General features: G+C 65.5%; 18 protein-coding genes and 1 tRNA gene. 7 read left to right on the top strand and 12 right to left on the bottom strand.

The features are described from left to right. Window positions 1-44: 44 nt before the first annotated feature. Entirely contained in the window at window positions 45-1433 is a 1389-nt protein-coding gene (locus Q8P46_16000) for a 3-deoxy-7-phosphoheptulonate synthase class II (protein MDP2621650.1), read from the bottom strand. Window positions 1434-2002: 569 nt separating this feature from the next. Between Q8P46_16000 and Q8P46_16005 the strand changes: the two genes are divergently transcribed. Continuing rightward, entirely contained in the window at window positions 2003-2737 is a 735-nt protein-coding gene (locus tag Q8P46_16005) for a VIT1/CCC1 transporter family protein (GenBank protein ID MDP2621651.1), read from the top strand. 39 nt (window positions 2738-2776) lie between these two features. Then, window positions 2777-3856: a magnesium/cobalt transporter CorA gene (gene corA / locus Q8P46_16010; protein ID MDP2621652.1), complete on the top strand. Its 1080-nt coding sequence runs from the start codon at window positions 2777-2779 to the stop codon at window positions 3854-3856. Between the two features lie 21 nt (window positions 3857-3877). On the opposite strand, the gene Q8P46_16015 is transcribed toward corA, so the two are convergent. Genes Q8P46_16015 through Q8P46_16025 form a run of 3 tightly spaced genes read right to left on the bottom strand, consistent with a single transcriptional unit; the run spans window position 3878 to window position 7087 of the window. Continuing rightward, window positions 3878-5089, bottom strand: a complete 1212-nt coding sequence (locus Q8P46_16015) for an ABC transporter permease (GenBank protein MDP2621653.1) — start codon at window positions 5087-5089, stop codon at window positions 3878-3880. Next, window positions 5089-5775, bottom strand: a complete 687-nt coding sequence (locus Q8P46_16020; GenBank protein ID MDP2621654.1) for an ABC transporter ATP-binding protein — start codon at window positions 5773-5775, stop codon at window positions 5089-5091. The genes Q8P46_16015 and Q8P46_16020 overlap by 1 nt, the downstream gene beginning before the upstream one ends. A 52-nt stretch (window positions 5776-5827) precedes the next feature. Continuing rightward, complete coding sequence (locus tag Q8P46_16025) at window positions 5828-7087, bottom strand: efflux RND transporter periplasmic adaptor subunit (GenBank protein MDP2621655.1); 1260 nt, start codon at window positions 7085-7087, stop codon at window positions 5828-5830. Window positions 7088-7260: 173 nt separating this feature from the next. Between Q8P46_16025 and Q8P46_16030 the strand changes: the two genes are divergently transcribed. Both Q8P46_16030 and Q8P46_16035 read left to right on the top strand, forming a co-directional pair. After that, entirely contained in the window at window positions 7261-8403 is a 1143-nt protein-coding gene (locus Q8P46_16030) for a carboxylate-amine ligase (protein MDP2621656.1), read from the top strand. A gap of 39 nt (window positions 8404-8442) precedes the next feature. Beyond that, on the top strand, window positions 8443-9696 hold the full coding sequence (locus Q8P46_16035; GenBank protein ID MDP2621657.1) for an MFS transporter: 1254 nt from the start codon (window positions 8443-8445) through the stop codon (window positions 9694-9696). Here Q8P46_16035 and Q8P46_16040 read toward each other — a convergent pair. From Q8P46_16040 to Q8P46_16055, 4 genes are all read right to left on the bottom strand, one after another. Next, window positions 9671-10858 carry an MFS transporter gene (locus tag Q8P46_16040; protein MDP2621658.1) on the bottom strand — a complete coding sequence of 396 codons (1188 nt, stop codon included), beginning with the start codon at window positions 10856-10858 and terminating at the stop codon, window positions 9671-9673. The two genes, Q8P46_16035 and Q8P46_16040, sit on opposite strands and share 26 nt — an antisense overlap. Before the next feature lie 86 nt (window positions 10859-10944). After that, window positions 10945-12297 carry a glutathione-disulfide reductase gene (gene gor / locus Q8P46_16045; GenBank protein MDP2621659.1) on the bottom strand — a complete coding sequence of 451 codons (1353 nt, stop codon included), beginning with the start codon at window positions 12295-12297 and terminating at the stop codon, window positions 10945-10947. A 32-nt stretch (window positions 12298-12329) separates the two neighbouring features. After that, window positions 12330-13031 carry a ribose-5-phosphate isomerase RpiA gene (rpiA, locus tag Q8P46_16050; GenBank protein ID MDP2621660.1) on the bottom strand — a complete coding sequence of 234 codons (702 nt, stop codon included), beginning with the start codon at window positions 13029-13031 and terminating at the stop codon, window positions 12330-12332. 11 nt (window positions 13032-13042) lie between these two features. Further along, window positions 13043-14491, bottom strand: a complete 1449-nt coding sequence (locus Q8P46_16055) for an NAD-dependent succinate-semialdehyde dehydrogenase (protein ID MDP2621661.1) — start codon at window positions 14489-14491, stop codon at window positions 13043-13045. Between the two features lie 257 nt (window positions 14492-14748). On the opposite strand from Q8P46_16055, the gene Q8P46_16060 reads away from it, so the two are divergent. Continuing rightward, window positions 14749-16551, top strand: coding sequence for a methyl-accepting chemotaxis protein (locus Q8P46_16060; GenBank protein ID MDP2621662.1), 1803 nt, complete (start codon window positions 14749-14751; stop codon window positions 16549-16551). A 118-nt stretch (window positions 16552-16669) separates the two neighbouring features. Beyond that, the gene (gene gph, locus Q8P46_16065; GenBank protein MDP2621663.1) at window positions 16670-17380 is read left to right on the top strand and encodes a phosphoglycolate phosphatase; all 711 of its coding nucleotides are present in this window, start codon (window positions 16670-16672) and stop codon (window positions 17378-17380) included. Here gph and Q8P46_16070 read toward each other — a convergent pair. Beyond that, window positions 17277-18530, bottom strand: coding sequence for an MFS transporter (locus tag Q8P46_16070; GenBank protein MDP2621664.1), 1254 nt, complete (start codon window positions 18528-18530; stop codon window positions 17277-17279). The two genes, gph and Q8P46_16070, sit on opposite strands and share 104 nt — an antisense overlap. Before the next feature lie 119 nt (window positions 18531-18649). On the opposite strand from Q8P46_16070, the gene Q8P46_16075 reads away from it, so the two are divergent. Next, window positions 18650-18725, top strand: a tRNA-Val gene (locus tag Q8P46_16075). A gap of 111 nt (window positions 18726-18836) precedes the next feature. On the opposite strand, the gene Q8P46_16080 is transcribed toward Q8P46_16075, so the two are convergent. The 3 genes from Q8P46_16080 to Q8P46_16090 all read right to left on the bottom strand — a co-directional run bounded on the left by Q8P46_16080 (window position 18837) and on the right by Q8P46_16090 (window position 23013). Next, window positions 18837-20735: a glycosyltransferase gene (locus Q8P46_16080; protein MDP2621665.1), complete on the bottom strand. Its 1899-nt coding sequence runs from the start codon at window positions 20733-20735 to the stop codon at window positions 18837-18839. A gap of 115 nt (window positions 20736-20850) precedes the next feature. Further along, entirely contained in the window at window positions 20851-22353 is a 1503-nt protein-coding gene (locus Q8P46_16085) for an HlyD family efflux transporter periplasmic adaptor subunit (GenBank protein ID MDP2621666.1), read from the bottom strand. 354 nt (window positions 22354-22707) lie between these two features. Continuing rightward, on the bottom strand, window positions 22708-23013 hold the full coding sequence (locus tag Q8P46_16090; GenBank protein ID MDP2621667.1) for a hypothetical protein: 306 nt from the start codon (window positions 23011-23013) through the stop codon (window positions 22708-22710). Window positions 23014-23130 lie beyond the last annotated feature (117 nt).

A 23130-nucleotide genomic window follows, 5' to 3' on the forward strand; every position in this document is an offset into this window, starting at 1 on the left:
ACAGTTCGTCACGCCCCGCGAACGCCCGGCCAAAATCCAGGGCGTTACTCCCCGGCTGCGGCGGCCTGATCCGCGCCGCGGTCCTCGCGCTCCTTTTTCAGCCTTTCGGCGATCAGGAAAGCCAGTTCCAGCGCCTGGTCGGCATTGAGCCGCGGGTCGCAGTGGGTGTGATAGCGGTCCGACAGGTCGGTGTCGGAGATCGCCGTCGCGCCGCCGGTGCATTCGGTGACATTGTGCCCGGTCATCTCGACGTGGACGCCGCCGGCATGGGTGCCCTCGGCACGGTGAACGGCGAAAAACTGCTCCACCTCGCGCAGGATCGCGTCGAACCGCCGGGTCTTGTAGCCGGTCGACGCCTTGATGGTGTTGCCGTGCATCGGATCGCAGGACCAGACCACCTCTTTGCCCTCGCGCGTCAGCGCCCGGATCAGCGGCGGCAGGCGGTCGGCGACCTTGTCGGCGCCGAAACGGCAAATCAGGGTCAGGCGGCCGGGCTCGTTTGCCGGGCTGAGGATGTCGATCAGCCGCAACAGGTCGTCGGCCTTAAGGCTCGGGCCGCATTTCAGGCCGAGCGGGTTTTTGATGCCGCGGCAGAACTCGACATGGGCATGGTCTGTCTGGCGGGTGCGGTCGCCGATCCAGACCATGTGGGCGGCGGTGTCGTACCAATCGCCAGAGGTCGAATCGACGCGCGTCATCGCCTGTTCGTAGCCGAGCAGCAGCGCCTCGTGGCTGGTGAAGAAATCGGTACTTCTGAGCTGCGGGGTGGAGTCGGAGTTGATGCCGCAGGCGCGCATGAAGGCGAGCGTCTCCGTGATCCGGTCGGCCAGCGCCTGGTAGCGGTGGCTGACCGTCGAGCCCTTGAGGAAGCCGAGCGTCCACTGATGGACATGCTCCAGATTGGCATAGCCGCCCTGGGCGAAGGCCCTGAGCAGGTTCAAGGTCGCCGCCGACTGGCGATAGGCCATGAGCAGGCGTTGCGGGTCCGGGGTCCGCTCCGCCGTCTTGAACTCGATGGAATTTATGCTGTCGCCACGGTAGCTTGGCAGGACTTTGTCACCCTGCTTCTCGAAGTCGGAGGAGCGCGGCTTGGCAAACTGCCCGGCGATGCGGCCGACCTTGACCACCGGCGAGGCGGCGGCGAAGGTCAGGATCACCGCCATCTGCAGGAAGACCCGGAAGAAGTCGCGGATATTGTCCGCATGGTGCTCGGCGAAGCTCTCCGCGCAGTCGCCGCCTTGCAGCAGAAAAGCCTCGCCGGCCACCACCTGGGCGAGCTGCTGCTTCAGCTTGCGCGCCTCGCCGGCGAACACCAGCGGCGGAAAGGTGCCGATCTGGCCCTCGACCTCGGCTAGCAGTTTCTGGTCCGGATAATCCGGCACCTGGACGATCGGCTTTCCTCGCCAGCTCGACGGCGACCATCTTTCGGCCATGGCCCACTCCCGGCTACGCCTGTATATAGTTCGGACGATGCGGCCTTGCCGGACCGCCGCGGACGACCGCGGGTCCGAGTCTTTCGGCCGCACCCCCTGTGGATAAGTGCCGGCGTTATACACATATCTCCGCACCGATGCGAGTCCCCGCACCTGCCCCCTGCCAGAGCGAGATGACATGGAATTGGATCAATTCTGTTTCGCGAGCGGCGTGGCGATCCGCCAGAAGGTGCGCGCGGCGCGATGCGGTGCCATCGGGCAAGCGCGACAGAGCCTGTCCTCGGGCTTGCCTGCGGCAAGACCCGGGGGCCGCGGGCGCCCGCCGCTCGGAAACCCGCCGTTGGTTTGCCGTCGGCAAACCAACAAGCCTTACGGTGCCGGTCGCGCTTTTCGCATTTCCAGAGAAAATGCGGCGCGACCGGTGGGACGGGCGCACTTGCGCCAAATCCGGCGCGCATTGGCTCGGCCGTACGCCCCGGTATGGCCGGCGCCAAATCCCTTGACCTTGTCGCAAAGGCGCTCCGTCAGAATGGTTCAATTCCATATCATCTCGCTCTAGTCTTGCCGCCATGTCCGATACCCCGCTGAACCTTGAACACGACCATCACCCCGACGCCATCGCCGAGCGGCTCGCCGGCGGCCCGCGCATCAACTATCTGCGCGACTGGGTCTATGGCGGCATCGACGGGGCGGTGACCACGTTTGCCGTCGTCGCCGGCGTCGTCGGCGCCAGCCTCGACAGCACGGTGATCCTGATCCTTGGCGCCGCCAACCTGCTCGCCGACGGCTTTTCCATGGCGGCGGCCAACTTTTCCTCGACCAAGGCGGAGATCGACGATAACCGGCGTATCCGGCACATCGAGGAGCGGCATATCGAGCTGCACCCGGACGGCGAGCGCGAGGAGGTGCGCCAGATCTATCAGGCCAAGGGATTTTCCGGGCAGAACCTGGAGCACATGATCGACATCGTTACCTCCGACAAGCAGCATTGGGTCGATTTCATGCTGGCGGAGGAGTACGGGCTGGCCCTGGCGCAGCGCTCGCCGTTCAGATCGGCGCTGATGACCTTCCTGGCGTTCGGCGTGTGCGGCCTGGTGCCGCTTCTGCCGTTCGTGTTCGCGCTGCCGGCGGCCGCCATTACGGCAACCCTGATGACGGCGGTCGTGTTCTTCGCCATCGGCTCGATCAAGAGCATATGGTCGACCCAGCGCTGGTACTGGTCGGGAGTCGAGACGCTACTCATCGGGCTTGGGGCGGCGGCCATGGCTTTTGCCGCCGGGCTCTTCCTGCAGAAGGTGGTCTGAGCGGCGGATCGTCACGAAACGGAAAAGGGAACTGCGCCATTGGCCAAGCTCATCAGAAGGCGACGCGGCAGCCCGGCCGGCGCACCGCCGGGAACGCTCACCGTCAGTCCCGACGCGGTCGCCCCGAGGCTCCGCGTGATCGCCTATGGCGGGGACGCGATCGAGGAGTTCGAGGGCGCGGACCTCGACCGGATCAAGGCCCTGCGCAGCGTCCAGCCGGTCCTCTGGGTCGACGTGACGGGGCTTGCCGACATCGACCTGATCCAGAAGCTCGGCGAGGCGTTCGGGCTCAGTTCATTGTCGCTCGAGGACGTGGTCAATGTGCATCAGCGGCCGAAGGCGGAGGAGTTCCCGGACTACATCTTTGCGGTGGTGCGCATGGTGCGGCCGGGTGTCGGCACGGATAGCGAGCAGCTTTCCTTGTTCTTCGGCGCCAATTTCGTGCTCAGCTTTCAGGAGCGGCCCGGCGACTGCTTCGATCCGGTGCGCGAGCGGCTGCGCCGCGACAGGGGGCGGCTGAGGCAACAGGGCACTGACTTTCTGGCCTATACGCTGATCGACGCGGTGATCGACGGCTATTTTCCGGTGCTGGAGCGCTATGGCGAGGAAATCGATGGGTTGGAGGATGCGGTTATCGCCACGCCGGACCGCCGCCATGTGCAGCGGCTGCATCTCATCAAGCGCGACATGTTGCTGCTGCGCCGGTCGGTTTGGCCGATGCGCGAGATGATCAACATGCTGATCCGCGACGAATCACCCTTCGTGTCGAGCCAGACGCGGCTTTACTTGCGCGACGCCTACGACCACACAATCCAGCTCATGGACATTGTCGAGACCTATCGCGAGATTTCTACCGGCCTCACCGACGTCTATCTGTCGAGCATGAGCGCCAAGCTCAACGAAGTGATGAAGCTCTTGACGGTCATCGCCACCATCTTCATTCCCCTCACCTTCCTGGCCGGCGTGTGGGGCATGAACTTCGCTTTAATGCCGGAGCTCGGCTGGCGCTTCGGCTATCCGGCAGCGCTGTCGCTGATGCTCGTCGTCGCCGCCGCCCTTGTCTGGTATTTCTGGCGCAAGGGCTGGCTCACCGAGGAAGAGCCCCCGAAGAGGGACTAGCCTTCGTTCGCTGCGCGCGGGCTATTCGTGGCGCAGCGCCTCGATCGGATCGAGGCGGGCGGCGCGGCGCGCCGGCATAAAGCCGAAGACCAGCCCGACGGCCGCCGAAAACGCAAAGGCGACGACGACGATCGTCGGGTCGAACATGAACGGCACCTTGAGGAAAGAAACCGCGACCGCGGCCAAGCCGAGGCCGGCGAGGATGCCGATGAGACCGCCGAACAGCGACAAGACGGCCGCTTCCACCAGGAACTGCATCAGCACCTGGTGCTCCTGGGCGCCGACGGCGAGCCGAATGCCGATTTCGCGGGTGCGCTCCGTCACCGACACCAGCATGATGTTCATGATGCCGATGCCGCCGACGAGCAGGCTGACGGCGGCGACCGCGCCGAGAAGGCCGGTGAGAACCGTCGTCGTGGTGGTCAGCATGGCGGCGATCTCCGTCATGTCGAAGACGTTGAAATCATCCTCCTCGCCGGGCGTGATGCGCCGCCGCTCGCGCATCAACGCGGTGAGGTCGCGCCGCACCCGGTCGGTGGAGACGCCTTCGGCCGCGGAGACGAAGATCGATCGCACGTCCTGATTGCCGAGAAACCGCCGCTGCACGGCGCGGATCGGCATGACGATCGCGTCATCCTGGTCGGCGCCGAAGCTCGACTGGCCCTTCGCCGCCAACAGCCCGATCACTTCGCAGGAGACGTTCTTCAGCCGGATGCGCTGGGCGACCGGACCGCTGCCGCCGAACAGCTCCTTGCGGACCGTCTCGCCGATGATGCACACGGTCTTGCCCGAGCGCAGCTCGTTTTCGAGAAACCGGCGGCCTGCCGCGAAGCTCCATTCCCGCGCCACGAAATAGTCGTTGGTGCTGCCGGTGACCGACGTGTTCCAGTTCCTGTTGGCGAAGATCGCCGTGGCGGCGGTGGCGGCGGTGGGAGCCACCGCGCGGATGCCGCCGATCTGCCGTTCGATAGCCCTGGCATCGTCCATGTCGAATGGCTTGGCGGCGGCGCGCGCGCCTCCCGGCGGGCCGGGGCCCTGGCCTGGACTCAGCGTCAGAAGGTTGGTGCCGAGCTTGGAAATGTCGGCTGCGACCTGCGCCGTCGTGCCGTTGCCGATGGTCACCATGGCGATCACCGCGCCGACGCCGATGACGATTCCAAGCACGGTCAGCGACGATCTCAGCGCGTTGCGGAGAAGCGCCTGAAAGGCGAGCTTGAAGGTTTCCCAGAGCATCACGCGGCCCTCGTGCTCGTACCGTCGGAGACGATCAGGCCGTCGAGGAAGCTCACGACCCGCTCGGCATATTCGGCGACAAAGAGTTCGTGGGTCACCATGATGACGGTGATCCCCTCGTCCTTGTTGAGGGCGGTCAGAAGCTCCATGATTTCGCGGCTGCGGGCGGTGTCGAGATTGCCGGTCGGCTCGTCGGCGAGCACCACGCTGGGCCGGGTGACGATGGCGCGCGCGATCGCCGCGCGCTGCTGCTCGCCGCCGGAAAGCTCGCTCGGGTCATGGCTCTCGCGGCCCGCAAGCCCGACCCTCTCCAGGGCCTCGCGCGCCAGCGCCCTTCGCGCCGCCGGCGCAACACCGCGATAAATCAGCGGCAGCTCGACATTTTCCAGAGCCGAGGCGCGGGCGAGCAGGTTGAAGCCCTGGAAGATGAAGCCGAGATAATGCCGCCGCAGGAGGGCGCGCTGATCGCGGTTCAGCTTGCCGACGTCCACGCCGCTGAAAAGATATTGCCCCTCGCTCGGCGTATCGAGGCAGCCGAGAATGTTCATGACAGTGGACTTGCCTGACCCGCTCGGCCCCATGATGGCGACGAATTCGCCGGCTTCGACAGCAAGATCGACGCCGGCAAGGGCGCGCACCGCCGCCCGGCCCGACCCGTAGACCTTGGTGACGCCCTTGAGCTCCATCAGCGCCGCGCCGGGCGCCGCCGTCTTGCGTGCGGGGGCCACGCCTCGCCCCCTACTGCGAGCGCGCGTCGACGATCACCGGATCGTCGGGCGCGATGTCGCCGGATAGAATCTCGGTCATGGTTCCGTCCGTCACGCCGGTTGCGACCATGACCGGCAGGGCCTCGCCCTCCTTGAGCACCCAGATCCGCCGCTCTCCCTCGGTCGCCGGCGCCGCCGGCACCTCGGCGCGCCGCGGGGGACGCGGCAGGATCATGGTCAGGAGACCCCCATCCGACGTGTCCTCGGCCTCCTCCGGCGGTGCAAAGCGCAGCGCCGCGTTGGGCACGAGCACGGCGTCCTTCACCTGCTGCACGACGATGTCGGCGGTCGCCGTCATGCCGGGCCGGAGCAGAAGCTCGGAATTGTCGATGCTCAGGATGGCCTTGTAGGTGACGACGCCTTCCACCGTCTGCGATGCGAAACGCAGTTGCGAGATCGCAGCCGGAAAGGTGCGCGCCAGGTAGGCCTCGACGGAAAAGACGGCGGCCTGGCCGTTCTTCACCTTGCCGATATCGGCTTCGTCGATGTCGACCTGCAGCTCCATCTGCCGCAGATCCTCGGCAAGCGTGAACAGCACCGGCGCCTGAAGCGTGGCGGCCACCGTCTGCCCCGGCTCGACGTTCCGGCTCAATACGATGCCGTCGATGGAGGAGCAGATGCAGGCCTTCTCAAGATCGGTCTCGTTGACCGTCAGGTCGGCCTCGGCCACGTTTGCGTCGGCCTCGGCGCTCGCCAGGGACGCCACGGCCCGCTCATAGGTGGCCTTCGCCGTCTCAAGGTCCTGCCGCGAAACGAATTCCTTTTCCGCAAGCTGTGCCAGGCGCTCGAACCTAGCCTTCGTCTCGCCGATCGTCGCCTCCGCTTCGCTGACCCGGGCCATGCTCGCCGCAACGCTCGCACGCGAACGCGCCACCTGGGCCTCGAGCTTGTCGGTGTCGAGCCGGGCAAGGATCTGCCCCGTGGTCACCCGGTCGTTGAAGTCGACCTCGACCGACCTGACGGTCCCTGAAAGCTCGCTGGAAATCTCGACCACGTTGGTCGGTTCCACGGTCCCGGTCGCGGTGACCGTGACGGTTAGGTCGCCGCGCGTCGCCGGCTCGGTCACATAGCGCAGCGCCGGGGCGGCGGCCTGCCCGACCCAATAGGCGACGGCCGCGGCGAAGAGTAGGATCGCCACCCCCAGCCACACCGCCGCCCGCCAACGCAGCCAAATGTTGCGCGGCGACTTGCCGATGGCGAGGACCTCGTCTATGTCGGGTTTTTCTGCCATCGCGACGCGCCAACCTTGCCTTGAACAAGCGATGAATGCCGCAGTTTATGTCGGCTTTTCAGCGGCACCTTTCAATGATCGAGGTCATGATGCGGTCGGGCCTGTCCGGGTCCCAAAGGCATTCGCCGAAAAGATCGCTTGGCAAGGCCGCGCCGTATCGCTTCAATCGCCGCATGCAGAGGCAGGAGCCGACCTTCACCATCGGCATCGAGGAGGAATATCTCCTCATCGACCCGAAATCCCGGGACCTGGAGAGCGACCCGCCGAAGGCGCTGATGCGGGCGTGCGAAAAGGCGCTGACGCGGCGCGTCAGCTCCGAGTTCCTGCGCTGCCAGCTCGAGGTCGGAACGCCGATATGCGCCAGCCTCGCCGAGGCGCGAGCCGAACTCTCCCATCTGCGCTGCACTATCGCCGACATCGCCAAGGGCCACGCCCTGGTGCCGCTCGCCGTGTCCACCCACCCCTTCGCCATGTGGACGCAGCAGCAGCGCACCGACAAGGAGCGCTACAATGTGCTGGCCGAGGACATGCAGGTGGTGGCGCGGCGGCTGCTCATCTGCGGCATGCATGTCCACGTCGGCATAGCCGACGATGCGATGCGCATCGACCTGATGAACCAGCTCACCTATTTCCTGCCGCACCTCTTGGCGCTGTCGACCTCCTCGCCCTTCTGGCAGGGGCAGCCGACCGGGCTGAAAAGCTACCGGCTGTCCGTGTTCCAAGAGCTGCCGCGCACCGGCCTGCCGGAGAGCTTTTCGAGCTTCCCGGAATATCAGCGCACGGTCGAGGCGCTGATCAATGCCGGGCTGATCGAGGACGCAACCAAGATCTGGTGGGACCTGCGGCCCTCGGCGCGGTTTCCGACGCTGGAGATGCGCGTCACCGACGTCTGCCCGCTGATCGAGGACACGATGAGCGTGGCGGCGCTCTATCTTTGCCTCGCGCGCATGCTTTATCGCCTCAGGCGCGACAATCAGCGCTGGCGCGACTATTCGCGCTTCCTGATCATGGAGAACCGCTGGCGCGCGCAGCGCTACGGCATCAGCGAAAGCCTGGTCGATTTCGGCAAGGGCATCCTGGTCCCCTTCAAGGACCTGGTCGAGGAGCTCATCGATCTGACGCGCGAGGACGCGGAGCATTTTGAATGCGTGGCGGAGATCGAGCATGCGCGCGAGATCGTCCGCCGCGGCACCAGCGCCGACCGGCAGCTCGCCACCTTCGAGGAGGCGGTTGCCGCGGGCGCCGAGGAGGCAGAGGCATTAAGGCAGGTTGTCGATCAGCTGGCGCAGGAGTATCTGAGCGGGTGCCAATCTTGACGACGTCCCTGACGAAATCAGCATAGAGCGAAACTTTCCTTGACCGCGGCAATCCATGCTCAGTGGGACGGACCGGCCGGGCGCGATCCGTGGGTGCTGGCGGTGTGCCTGGCGCGCGTGTTTCTGTTCGCCATTTTCATGGCCGTGGCGGCGACCGTGCCGGTCATCATGCCGGCCTGGGAGATCGGCGCCGCACAGGCCGGCTCGATCGTCACCAGCTTCACGGTTTTCTATGCGCTGTCGCTGTTCGTCACCTCGTGGATCGCCGATCATTTCGGCGCCAAGCGGGTGGCGCTCGGCTCCTGCTGGCTGGCGGCGGCGGCGGCCGCCAGCTTCGGCCTGTTCGCCCGCGACTATGCAAGCGCTCTCGTTCTCTACGGACTTGCCGGGCTGATGCAGGGCGGCATCTATACACCGATCGTGATGTTGTTCGCCGAGCGCTATTCGCCGCGCCGGCGCGGCAATGCGGTCGGCTGGCTGATTGGTTCGACCTCGATCGGCTATGCCGGGTCGCTGTCCACCGCCGGAATCGGCCTGGCGCTCGGCGGCTGGCAGGCGGCCTTCGTGCTGACCGGCCTGTTGCCGACGCTAGGCGCGGCGCTGCTGACCGCTGTGCTATGGCGCATGCCCAACACCATCCACGAGCGCGGCGGCGCGCCGAGCCTCAAGGCGGCGCTGTTCGCCAACCGCGACGCGCGCCGGCTCGTTGCGGGCTATACGGCGCATAGCTGGGAGCTGCTCGGCATGTGGGCCTGGATCCCGGCCTTCGTCGCCGCCAACCTGTCGTTCAACGGCTGGAGCGTGCTGGCCGGCGCCGGCTTGAGCGCCTATGTGGCGGCGGCCGGCCACATCTCGGGCGCCGCGGCCTCTCTCAACATGGGGGCGGCCTCGGACCGGCACGGCCGCAAGGCGGTGCTGTTCGCGGTCGCCGCGGCGGGCGCCGTCCTGTCGTTTTCCATCGGCTGGATGGTCGCCGTTCCGACCCTGATCGTGGCGCCACTGGTGCTCGTCTATGCCTATCTTGCCATCGGCGATTCGGCGGTTCTGTCGACGGCGCTGACCGAGGCCGTCTCGCCCGCCTATCTCGGCTCGGCGCTCGCCATTCGCTCGCTTTTCGGCTTCGGCGCCGGCGCCCTGGCGCCGCTCGCCTTCGGCGCCATCCTCGACCTTGCCGGCAACGGCACAGCGGCAAGCCCGCTTGCCTGGGGCGTGGGTTTCGCCGCCCTCGGCCTCGGCGGGATCATCGCCGCCTGGTACGCGTTGCAGCTCAAGAGTGTCGGCCGGAGTCGCTGAGTCGGGCGCGGATCACGAGAAAGCCCAGGAGCGCCAGGGCGGCAAACAGCGCGCCGGCGAAAAAGGTCGCCTGCGGCCCAATTCTGTCCCACAGCGCGCCGGCGATCAGACTGGCGGCGAGCAGCGCAACCCCGATCAGCATATTGAAGGCGCCGAAGGCAGTGCCGCGCAGCTCCGCCGGGGCCGTATCGGCGACGAGCGCCGAGAGAAGCCCCTGGGTGAAGCCCATGTGCAGGCCCCACAGGACGGTGCCGGCCATGACCCAGGCGATGTCCGGCGCCAGGGCGAGCGCCATGTCGGCGGCGATCAGCATGACGATGCCGGCAAACAGCACGCCCCTGCGCCCGCCGATATCGGAGAGGACGCCGGCCGGATAGGCGGCGAGCGCGTAGGCCAGGCTCATGACCAACAGGACCGCTGGAACGAACGAGACGGCGAGGCCGATCTGCTGGGCACGCAGGATCAGGAAGGCTTCCGAGAAGCGGGCCAGCGTAAACGCGGTGGCGACAGCGACGACCCACCAATAGGGCGCGGGAAGGCGCTTGAGCTCGGCAAGGCTCAGGGGAAAGCGGACCTTGCGCAGGCCCGCGGGCCGCGCCGGCTCGCGCACCGCAAATATCATGCAGCCGACGGCGATGAAGGCAGGGATAACGGCGATCCAGAACACGGCAATGAAATCGCCGGCGGTCAGCGCCATGAAGGCAATTGCCAGCAACGGACCGAGGACGGCGCCGAGCGTATCGAGCGACTGCCTGAGCCCATAACTCGCGCCGATCAGGTGGCGCGGGGCGATGTCGGCGAGCAACGCATCGCGCGGCGCGCCCCGGATGCCCTTGCCGATGCGGTCGGTAAACCGCGCCGCCGCAATCAGGCCGATGCCGGTGGCCAGGGGGAATACCGGCTTGGTGACGGCGGCGAGCCCGTAACCGATGACGGCCAGCATCTTGCGCTTGCCGAGCCAGTCGCTGAGCGCGCCGGAGAACACCTTGACCATGGAGGCGGTCGCCTCCGCAATCCCCTCGATGATTCCGACCGTGAGCGCCGAGGCGCCGAGCGCAGTGACCAGATAGACCGGCAGCAGCGCATGGATCATCTCCGACGACATGTCCATGAACAGGGAGACAAAACCGACCGCCCAGACACCGGTCGGGATCGCCCGCATGGTCGCAATGTCGAGCCGGGGGCTCGCCCCTGCGGGACCGCGGTTCTCGCTCATGGCCGCACCTTCCAGAACATGAGCGGGCGGGCCTAACCCAGGGTCACCAGTTCTTCGGCCGCCGTCGGGTGCACGGCCATGGTGGCGTCGAAGTCGCGCTTGGTCACGCCCATCTTGAGGGCGATGCCGACAAGCTGGATCATCTCGGAAGCGCCGGAGCCCAGAATGTGGCAGCCGAGCACCCGGTCGCTCTTCTCTTCGACGATGAGCTTCATCAGCATCATCTCGTCGCGGCCGGTCAGCGTGTGCTTCATCGGCCGGAATCTCGATTTGTAGACCTTCACCCCTGGATAGGCCGCGCGCGCCTCGGCCTCGGTCAGACCGACCGCGCCGATCTCCGGCTGCGAGAAAACCGCGGTCGGCACGTCGGAATGGTCGACGGCCGTCGGGTTGTCGTTGAACACGGTCTCGGCGAAGGCGGCCCCGTCGCGGATCGCCACCGGCGTCAGGTTGAGCCGGTCGGTGACGTCGCCGACGGCGTAGATGTTGTCGACATTGGTGCGCGAGTAGCGGTCGACCACGACCGCGCCCTTGCCGTCAATGCGGACGCCAGCCGTTTCGAGCCCGAGGCCGAGCGTGTTGGGGACGCGGCCGGTGGCGTACATGACGAGCGAGGCGCGCGCCGTTTCGCCTGCCGGCAGCGCGACCTCGAACCCGTCGCCCGACTTGCGGATCTCGCTGACATTGGCGTGGGTGCGCACGTCGATCCCCTTCTTGCGCATCTCGTCGGCCAAACCGTCGCGCAGATCGTCGTCAAAGCCGCGGAGGATCTGCTCGCCACGGTAGAGCAAGAGCGTCTCCACCCCGAGGCCGTTGAAGATGCCGGCGAACTCCACCGCGATATAGCTGCCGCCGATGATGGCGATGCTGTCGGGCAGCGCGTCGAGGTAAAAGGCGTCGTTGGAGGTGATGGCGAAATGGCAGCCCGGCACATTCTGCGGAACGACGGGGGCGGCCCCGGTCGCGATCAGGACGGTTTCGGCGGTGACGGCGCGCTCTCCGGCGACCAGAAAGATCGCGTGCGCGTCGGTGAGCTCGGCGCGGGACTGGATGACTTCGACGCCGGCCGCCTCGAGGTTGGCGATATAGGCCCTGTTGAGCCGATCGATCTCCTTGTCCTTGTTGGCGATCAGGCGCTTCCAGTCGAACGTCGCCTTGCCCGGCGTCCAGCCGAAACCCGCCGCGTCCTCGAAATCCTCGGCGAAGTGGCTGGCATAGACGAAGAGCTTCTTCGGCACGCAGCCGCGGATGACGCAGGTGCCGCCGACCCGGTATTCCTCGGCGAGCGCGACCCGGGCGCCATATTCGGCGGCCATGCGCGCGGCCCGCACGCCGCCCGATCCGCCGCCGATCACGAACAGATCGTAGTCGAATTTTTCGGCCATGCTTGCCCCCTCGGTCGTCCGGCCGCGACCGGTCAGGCTTCAATCACCGTAACGCCGTCCGCATCGGCGATAACGGCGATGTCCGCCATGTCGATGAACAGGCCGTGCTCGACGACGCCGGGGATCGCCGCAAGCGCGCCGGCGAGCCGCGCCGGGTCTTCGATGCGGTGAAAATGGCAGTCGAAAATGAGATTGCCATTGTCGGTGGGGAAGGGCTCTCCACTCTTCGCCATGCGCTGGATGACGGGTCCGCCGAGACCGAGCGCGCGGGCACATTCTTCGATCGACACCGTGGTCGCGCGGGTGCCGAAATGCGCAACCTCCACCGGCAGCGGAAATCCGCCCAGCACCTCGACCCGCTTGGAGGCATCGGCGATGATCAGCAAGCGGGCCGACGCCGTAGCGACGATCTTTTCGCGCAACAGCGCCCCGCCGCCCCCCTTGATCAGCGCCAGGCCTGGGCCGATCTCATCGGCGCCGTCGACGGTAAGGTCGAGGCGAGGCTCCTCGTCGAGCGTGGTCAGGGGGATGCCGAGCCGTTCGGCCTGCGCGCGCGTCGCCTCGGAGGTCGGCACGCAGACAATGTCGAGCCCGTGGCGGACCCGGTCCCCCAGAAGATCGACAAATTGGGCTGCCGTCGAGCCGGTGCCGAGGCCAAGCCGCTGGCCGGGCTCCACGAAATCCAGGGCGCGGGCGGCGGCGGCGCGCTTGAAGTCCTCTGCCGACGAAGCCATAGAGGACCTCCCTAGCCGCCGAGCCCGCCGAAAAGCACATATTTCATCTCGACGAACTCCTCGATGCCGTGATGCGAGCCCTCGCGGCCGAGGCCGGACTGCTTAACGCCGCCGAAGGGGGCAAGCTCGGTGGAAATGATGCCCTCATTGATGCCGACGATGCCGCATTCGAGCGCCTCAGCGACCCGCCAGCAGCGGCCGACGTCGCGGCTGTAGAAATAGGCGGCAAGGCCATAGGGCGTGTCGTTGGCCATGTCGACCACCTCTTGCTCGGAAGAAAAGCGGTAGAGCGGCGCCACCGGCCCGAAGGTCTCCTCGCGGCTGATGAGCATCTTGGTGGTGACGTTCTTGATCACCGTCGGCTCGAAGAACCGGCCGCCGAGCGCGTGGCGGTGGCCGCCGACCACGATCTGGGCCCCCTGCCCGACGGCATCCTCGATATGCGCCTCGACCTTGGCGAGCGCGTCGTCATTGATCAGCGGGCCGGTGGTGACACCGACCTCGGCGCCGGCGCCGACCTTGAGCTTCACCACCTCGCCGGCGAGCCTCTCGGCGAAGGCGTCATAGATGCCGTCCTGCGCGTAGATGCGGTTGGCGCAGACGCAGGTCTGGCCGGAGTTGCGGTATTTGGAGGCCATGGCGCCGGCAACCGCCGCGTCCAGATCGGCGTCGTCGAAGACGATGAAGGGGGCATTGCCGCCAAGCTCCAGCGCCACCTTCTTCACCGTATCGGCGCTCTGGCGCATGAGCAGCCGTCCGACCTCGGTCGAGCCGGTGAAGGCGAGGAGCCTGACGGCTTCGTTGCCGGTGAGCTCTGGGCCGATCTTCAGCGCATCGCCGGTGACGATGTTGATGATGCCCGCCGGCAGCCCGGCCCGGTCGGCAAGCTCGGCGAGCGCAAGCGCCGTCAGCGGAGTCTCCGGCGCCGGCTTGCAGACCACGGTGCAGCCGGCGGCAAGCGCCGGCGCGATCTTGCGGGTAATCATGGCGAGCGGAAAGTTCCACGGCGTGATCGCCGCGACCACGCCGACCGGCTGCTTGATGACGACGATGCGTCCGTCGGCGCGGTGGGTCGGGATGGTCTCGCCGTAGATTCGCTTGGCCTCCTCGGCGTAGAACTCGACAAAGGCGGCCCCATAGTCGACCTCGCCGAGGGCTTCGGCCAGCGGCTTGCCCTGCTCGCTGGTCATCAGCAGCGCCAGGTCTTCCCGATTGGCCATGATGAGCTCGAACCAGCGGCGCAACAGGTTTGCGCGCTCCTTGGCCAGCCGCCGCGACCAATGTTTGAAGGCCTCCGCCGCCGCCGCGATCGCCTGGCGGGTCTTCTCGCCGCCGAGGTCGGGCACGCGGGCGATGGCCGCGCCAGTCGCCGGATCGATCACGTCGGTCTTGGCGGCACCGACCCAGGCGCCGGCAATATAGCATTGCTGTTTCAACAGACTAGGGTCTTTAAGCTTCATCCTGCTCTCCTCATGCCGGCGCCGGTCGACCCCGGCGCGCGAGCGCGCGAATACCGGGCTCCGTTGTTATCACAGGCCCCCTGGCGCGGCCATGGGGCGTCTCGCGAAATGCCCTGCGCGCCCAGCCATTAAGCCGGCATTAACCGTGCATCGCGATAAATCGTAAGTTAAACGCTTGTGAGGCCACATCATTTCGCGACCCCGGGGGACGGCGGCAAGCGCTCCCGACTGCCGCTGCCATAGATGAGAGCGAGAACATGACGAGCGGTCCACTCAGCAAGGCCGGCCCGCCCGAAAATGCGGTGGAAAGGACCGAGGGCGAGGCCGCGTTCGGCGGCGACGAGCCGCGGGCCGCCGGCATATTCGCCGCCGACCCCCCCGCCGATGCGCCGGTCGATATCGGCGAGACCTTCAAACTGATCGAAGGCGATATCAATCGGGTCATCACGAAGGTCGTTGCGGCCTACGAGGCCGTGCGGCAACAGATCGGCGGCCAGCTGACCATCACCGAGGCGGTCCGCTCGGATACCCTTACGCTTGCCTCGATGACCGACCAGGTGAGCCAGAACGCGGCCATGCTCGCTTCCATCGCCGACGAGCTTGCCACATCGAGCGAGCATGTCGGCCGTCAGGTCGACGAGACGGAAAAGATCAACAGGCGGGCCAACGAGGCTGCCACCAACGCCGGCAGCAGAGTGGCGGAACTGCGCCGCGCGGCCGACGAGATCGGCGATGTCGTGCAGCTCATTGCCGCGGTCGCGCGGCAGACGAATCTGCTCGCCCTCAATGCCACCATCGAGGCCGCGCGCGCGGGGGCGGCCGGCCGCGGCTTCGTCGTTGTCGCCAACGAGGTCAAGGCGCTGTCGGTGCAGACGCAGAAGGCCACGGACGAAATTGCCGCCAAGATCGCGTTTCTGCAGCGCTCGGCCCAGGGCAGCATCAGCGCGGTCGACGAGATCACCGAGACCATCGCCGATCTGGAGCCGATTTTCGGCACCGTCGCCGACGCCGTCAGGACCGAGATCCTGTCATCCAACACGATCCGCGAGAATGCCGCCGAAATGGCGAGCTTCATCGGTTCCGTTTCCGAACTCGCCGGCGACATACTGGGCCGCACCGAAAACGCCCATGCGGTCGGTGAGGATGTCAGCGCCGCGGCGCAGGTCATGAGCCGCGAGTTCGAGACGATGCGGCAGCGCTTCACCATGTTGATCCGCCAGACCAAGGCTGCCGACAGGCAGATGCACAACCGGCTGCCGGTGGAAATCCGCGGCAAGCTCGCCGGCGCGGGCAAACAGATCGCGGTAACCGCTGTCGACATCTCCCCCGGCGGCGTGCTGGTCAAACCGGATGGCGAGATCGCGCTCGCCAACGGCGCACGGGTCACCATCACGCTCGACGAGATCGGCGCGCTCGAAGCGCGCATCGTCACCACCAGCGATCTCGGCCTGCATGCCGCCTTCATGCCCGGCGGCGGCGAAGCGGAGAGCCGCCTCCTCGCCTTCATCGAAAGGCTGAACACGGAAAACAGGCCGCTCATCGAGCTTGCCCAGATTGTCGCCCGCCGCATCGGCGAATGCTTCGAGGCGGGCGTCGCCGAGGGCCGTGTTTCGATCGGGGATCTGTTCGATACCGACTACCGGCCGATCCCCGAGACCGATCCGGTCCAGTATCGCACCCGAAGCCTGGGGTTCCTGGAAAGCGTGCTGCCGGCGATCCTTTACCCGCTGCCGCGGGACGACCCGAGGATCGCTTACGTCGGGGCGGTCGATTTCAACGGTTATCTGCCGGTGCACGAGCCAAGCCTGTCCAAGCCGCAACGCAAGGGAGAGTTTCAGTGGAACGTCGTGAATAGCCGCAACCGGCGCATCCTCGACGACCGGAACGGGCTTGCCGCGGCGCGCAACACGCGGCCCTATCTGATCCAGTCCTATCCGCGCGATCTGGGCGGCGGCAGGATTGTGATCCGCAAGGAGATCGATGCCCCGATCCACGTCAATGGGCGGCACTGGGGCGCCGTGCGCTGCTCTTTCAAGCAGCGCTCGGAGCTTGCCATCTGAGCGGCGAGCCGCCGTGGCCTTCGGGTTGCAACCCGCGTCCTCCTCCTCTATGTCCTGACATCGTCCTGACATCCGTCCTGCCCATCCCGGCGCACAGAAGGGCCGCGCCACCGTGACCATGCCGCAGGTTTCACCGGTCATTCTCTTCGATCTCGACGGCACGCTGGCCGACACGGCGCCCGATCTCGCCGCAACGCTGAACGTCGTGCTCGCCGAGCTTGGCGTCGAGCCGATCGCCGTCGACGATGTCCGGCACATGGTCGGTCATGGCGCGCGCCGGCTCATCGAGCGCCGCTTCGAGGCCGACGGGCAGCGTCTCGACGCCGCCGAGCTCGACCGGCTCACCGCCCGTTTCATCGCCCATTACAGCGACAATATCGCGGTCGGCAGCCGCCCCTTCCCCGGCGTCGAGACCGCGCTTGGCGCCCTCAAGCGCGGCGGCAGCAGGCTTGCCGTCTGCACCAACAAGATGGAAGCGCTGGCGGTCAAACTGTTGCGGGCGCTCGATCTTGACGCCCATTTCGACGTGATCGCGGGCGGCGATACCTTTCCCGTGTGCAAGCCCGACCCGGGGCACCTGCTCTTGGCGGTGGAGCGGGCCGGCGGCGACCCGGCGTGCGCGGTCATGGTCGGCGACAGCGAGACCGACATACGCGCGGCGCGGGCGGCGGGCATCCCCTTTATCGGCGTCACCTTCGGCTATACGCCGACGCCCATCGAGACCTTCAAGCCCGACGCGCTGATCGACCATTTCGATGCGCTGATCCCGGCGTTGCGACCGTTTCTCGGCCGGCTGGATGGCCCGCCGGAGGCGGACGGGTCAGCATGACCGCAAGCACCGTGGCGACGCTCATGACCACCAATCCCGCCGGACCGGCCACCGCCCAGGTGCCGGCATGGGCGACGAGGGCGGCGACGGCCGGCGGCATCAACAGCTGGCCGATGGACGAGCCTTGCAGCATCAGCCCATTGACGCTCGGCAAATGCTCGACGCGGTCGACCTGCTCTGGCGCCAGCGCGAACAGGGAACCGGGGATGAGACCGCCGAACATCGAGAAGGCGAAGGCCGCGGCGAGGCTCCAGGCGGTCGCCACATCAAGATAGACGACGCAGGCCGAAAGGCCGGTGACGGCGCAGGCGAGCACCATCAGGACGCGCGCCGGAACGCCCTGGCGCAGCGAGAAGCCGGCGGCGGCGTTACCGAGCACGTTCGAGAGAATGGTGGCCGCCACCCAGGCGGCAGCCGCCGGCTCGGAAAGCCCGTGCTGCTCGACGAGGATCAGCGGCAAGAAGCCGATCAGAAGCAGATGCTGGCCGGCAAAAAGGCCGAAAATGACCCCCAAAAGCATCGGCCGGGGGCGCATGGTGACCCTGACGATGTCGCGGATATGCGGCCGCTCGGCGGCAACCATGCGCGCCGCTGCCCGCTTCGCCGCGAGGTGGATGAACACCGCCAGGACCGCGATGACCGCGGCGGTGACGAGCCAAAGGCCACGCCAGCCGATGGCGCCTAGGAGCGGCGCGCTCAACAGCAGCATGCCGCCGGCGCCGAGCGGCATGTATGCCCCCCACAGGCCCATCGCCAGGTTGCGGTCGCGCCGGGTGGTGACCGCCGTCAGCAACAGCGGGATCGAGATCACGGTGACCACGAAGGCCAGCCCCTCGAAGATCCGGGTCGCAAGAAGCTGCGCCGCTCCGTCGGCAAAGGCGCCGGCGGCCGAGGCGACCACCGCCAGCGCCATGCCGAAAAGCGAAAGCCGCGCCGGGCCGATGCGCGCGGCAAGGGCGCCCAACACCGCACCGCCCGTGGCCGCGATCAGGCTGAAGATCGAGACCACCCAACCGGCGCCGACGAGGCTGAGCGAAAGCTCTTCCTTGATCAAAGGGATCGCGCCAGGAACCTTGCCGATCAAAAGAGCGACGGCGACGCCTGCCATGAACAGAATGACGACGTGGCGCCAGGAGGTGGTTTCGGCCATGGGCGGTCTATGCCCGACCGGTTCGCGCGGCGCAAGGGCGACACGATGGCGCTGCGCAGCCTATCCGCCGCGTGCTTGACTTGAGTTCAGGGGCGACCTTATATCGGCCGGAAGCGCGCGGGCGGTTAGCTCAGCTGGTAGAGCACTGTGTTCACATCGCAGGGGTCACTGGTTCAAGTCCAGTACCGCCCACCATGCTAAGCCTTTGAAGTGTCATTAGTTAGACGGCCGGATCTTCGTCCCCAAAATCGATCGGTATCTCTGGCAGTCGCCCTGGTGTCGCGGCTAGGGTGTTGCCTGCCTCTCTCAGCGAGACAGACGAGCGAAGACTCTTTTTGCCACCGAGATCGCCCTGATGTGATCGACCCCGGAGCGATGGGAGCCGGAATAGACGTGCCGGATCATTGCCGCGCGCGAGGCGATGGTCTGTTCAATCTCGATTGCGAACCCATCATCCAGCTTTCGCGCAATCTTGCCGTCCAGAACCTGCGATCCCAGCAGTATGGAGACTCTGGTTCCCGGCGGGCCAGGCGCCTCGCCCAGAAGGCGACCGCCGCTGACCGAGATATCGACCATCGTATAGGTCTTGACCTCGCCATTTAAATGGAGGGCGACCGTCTCCTCGGTTTTCAGCCGCTCGTCCTTGCGCACGCGCGGCCGTTCAACGCACACCGCAATCGCCAAGAGCAAGATCATGATATTGTACCAGCTCCAATAGAGCGCGATTACGCTCGAATCCTGAAGCGCCCGGTCCGTATCCAAGGAGAATGCGGTTATCACGCCGAGGATTGTCAGGACGAGTAGCACGATAAACGGAACCATCATCCGCCACTGAACGATCAGCTTGTTCCGGTCACCGCCCTTCGCGGTGACTTTGAACTTATGGCCATACGGCTTCAGCAGGCCAATGGCGATCGCTCGCAAGATTTCCCGGGCGCCAAGCAGTTGCGAAAGATCGGTCATCACCGGGAGTATTCGCCGCTCGGACAGCCAGACAATGGTTCCGATATGGACAAAGTAATAGGGCAGAAAATGCGAAATGCCGTCGACCAAGTCCACGTCGAGCGCGTGGATGTCGAGCAACAGATATATGACCGGAACGATGAACGCGGTGACACGGAACAGATAGGTGGCACTCCAAAAAAGGAAGCTTTCAAACAGGCCTATGCGGTCGACGATCCTCAGGCCGTTCCCCGGTGCAAGGGGACCGTCCTTGCTGCGAAAGATCTGCATGAAGCCGAGGCACCAGCGGCTGCGCTGGGTGACGTATTCCTTCAGGCCTTCCGGCGCCAGGCCGAGCGACAATCGCTCGTTCAGATAGACCGTCCGATATCCGACCTGCAGCAAACGCAGGGTGAGAAGATAGTCCTCGGTGACCGAATCCGTCGGAATGCCGCCGCATTTATCAAGCGCGGCCATACGGATCACCGACGAGGTTCCGCAGCAGAACGCCGTGCCCCAGGCATCCTTTGCCGGCATCACGATGTCGAAGAAATAGCGCTGTTCGTCCGGCCAGGTATCGGCCGCCAGAAGATTGGCCTGAATCGGGTCGGGATTGTAAAAGTGTTGTGGGGTCTGAACGACGCCGACATCCTCCTCCTTGAACAGGGTCATTGCCCGCCACAAGAAGGCCTTGCTCGGCACGAAGTCGGCATCCAGGATCGCCACGAAATCCGGCCGCTCGGGCAAACCAGCCACGTGGCTCAACGCATGATTGATATTGCCGGCCTTGGCGTGGGCATTGTCCGGGCGGGTGAGATATTCACAGCCATGGTCGCGGGCGAGATCCCTTAGCCAAGCGCGCCTGCCGTCGTCGAGGACCCAGACCCGGTAGTTCGTGTAATCCATCGCCATTGCTCCGACGATGGTGCGTTCAAGGATCTCCGCCTCTTCGTTATAGGTGCAGATGAACACGTCGACCTTCGGCAGCTCGGGACGCTCCAAGAGCCAGTCGGTATTGGATTCCACCTCCGCGGATCGGCTCTTCGTCCGCATGAGCGTGACCAGGCTCAGGATCGATCCGAAAACGGCGGCAAACTCGATGGCAAAGAAGAGGCAGCCTGCGACAAAGTCCGTTGTTTGATCCGCCGACGGAATCGTGACCAGCAAGCGCCAGACCAGGTAGCGAACGGTGAGCGCCAGGCTGGCTGCCAGGGGAACAATTCGCCACCGACTGTCGCGCTTCAGCCACGGCAAAATGGCCATCAGCATCCCGGCGGCGACGAAACCGGGCCAAGCGCCCTCCAGGAGTGTTGAGAGTAACGGGTTCACCGCAATCAGCCCGTCCTAGACGTCGGGTGCATGGGTCCAGCGTAACGTTTTATCCGGCGCCGTCGGGAGCCGTGAAAATGACCCGGCCGGTGCGCCCGACCGGGCAACGTCCGGCTGAGGCCATATCCGAAACCGAGACCATGACCCGATAAGACGCCTTGATGAGCGCCGAAGGCAGGATGGCAAGATTAGCCGGCGCAGAAGCGACACCGGTAAGCTGCACGACCTCGCCCGTCCACGGCGGACCACCCTCGCGAAAGCGAAATTCGGCGGTCGTACCGAGGCTGAGCTGGTTGTAAACGGATTCGCTGACCGCGGCCGTGACGACGAGGTCGGAGCAATCCAGGAGCCGCAAGAGATCCTGACCGCGCGTGACCTGCTCGCCGGGCGAGGTCAGGATTTCCCAAACCCGGCCATCGACCGGCGCGCCGATATTGACACTGCTCAACGCCGCATACCGCGTCTCTTCCTCGCGCAGCGCATTGCCCAGGCGGATTTGACGTTGATCCAGTCGACCGAGCTCCGCCTTGACTGCGATGATTCTTTCATCCAGTTCATCCAGCCGCTGCAACGAGCGCGGCTGATCGTTGTAGCTGTCGCCGATGAACGTTCCGCCGCGCAGCGCGTCCAGCTCGACCGAGAGCGCATCGCGGCGGGCGGTAATTGCTTTGGCGGTTTCGCTCGCGACATGAGCGTCCTTGGCTGCCTCATCGCGATCCGATTGGGAAGCGGCTCCTTTGGCTTGCAGAGCCGCCAAGCGGCGCAGGTCCGCTGCTGCCTCGTCGCGTTGAGCCGATGCCGCCGACAGTTCCGAGGTTTGGGCACTGAATAGAGCCTGGAGGCGTCGGATCCGGCCTTGCCGGAATTGAGCGACCTGATTTTCCAGATCACCACGGAGTGCTTCCAATTCGGCGAGTTGATTCAACAGCGGTTCCTGCTCATCCTGCTGTCTTGCAAGTTCGCGCTTGAGATCATCCAACCGGCTGCGGTCCGCCCTCGGATTGACGATCCTGAACAGGCCGTCACCCTCGCCCGCCCGGGCTCCCACCCGCATCGTTTCGGTCGTGGCCTCAACGACACCTTCGATCGGCGCCCGCAGCGTAATCAGGCGCGCGTTGACCACGGCCTCGACGCTGGAGACCTGAAAGTAGCGGAGTGCGGGAAGCCAGCCCACCGCAATGACGAGCGCCAGGCCGATCAGGCTCTTGACCACCTTGCCCGTCCAAGACGCTTTTCCTTTTTCCGGGGCGGGCACTTCGCGCTGCTGCATTTCCGGTTCGCAGGGGCTTTCATCATCCTCGCCGGGCCGGAATTTCTTCTCAATGAAGGCACGCAGAGCCGCCACGGGGTTATCTGCAGGCGGCAACGCGACAGTGTCGCCGGTGATCGTGTTACGCTCGGTCGCCGCGTCGCCGGACAGAGTTCTGTCCGGGGTCGGATTCGTCGATTTCGGCTTGCGGTCCTCTGCGGCGCTCACCCCGTTTGGAGGATCGCTTTCCTGCCCGGAAATTCTTTTCGAGGCTGTGTTCGACGCCATAATAACCTTATCCATACAAGACACGCTTTTGAGCCGAATGACCTGACTCCCGAGCGTATGCCATTGCACCGACCAAATCTGGTCGGTCTAAGCAGTTAATATAATTGAAGAATATTTAGAATTCTTAAAATTGGAGGCATTGATGTCCGGCGGATGGACATTAATCGGCGCCGCGCGGTACTTTGCGGGGGTGTCGATAAAATACTCAGATTTATAGTAAAAAGATTATGTATTATTGCCCGCGAGCGAATGGCGGGCGCTGCGGCATTCGTCTTGCGGCTGCGGGATAAGCAAGCAGGAGCATTTGGCTGCTCATCGCAAGGGTCACTGGTTCAAGTCCAGCATCATCCACCATTCAATATCAAGAGCTTAGTTGAATTTTCCGAGATGGGGTCTCGGCCCCGTCACGCCGCGCGCGGCGCGAACAGGATGATGGCCATGCCGGCCCGCGTAGCCCGCCTGCACCAGCGTCAGCAGAGAGGCGAAGAACGCCGGCGACGCCAAGCCGGGGATCAGCCACAAGAGCGGTTCATGGTTGTAGGAAACCATTTGACCGGGATGATTTTGCGCCGTGGCGGTGTTGCGGCGCTCGCCCGATATCCCGTATCGCGCGTCGCGGCCCACGCCTGCCCGGATGAACCGATTTGGCCCATCGAATCGATCCCCTATAACCATGAACCGCTCTAAGGCCTGTTGAGATTCGGGATTCCATCTCGATCTTGTTTGTGATTCAAGCTTGGGATGGAACGATTCGTGCTGACGGACGCCCAATGGGCGAAAATGGAGCCGCAT

It is taken from the genome of Hyphomicrobiales bacterium (genome assembly GCA_030688605.1).
Lineage (GTDB): Bacteria > Pseudomonadota > Alphaproteobacteria > Rhizobiales > NORP267 > JAUYJB01.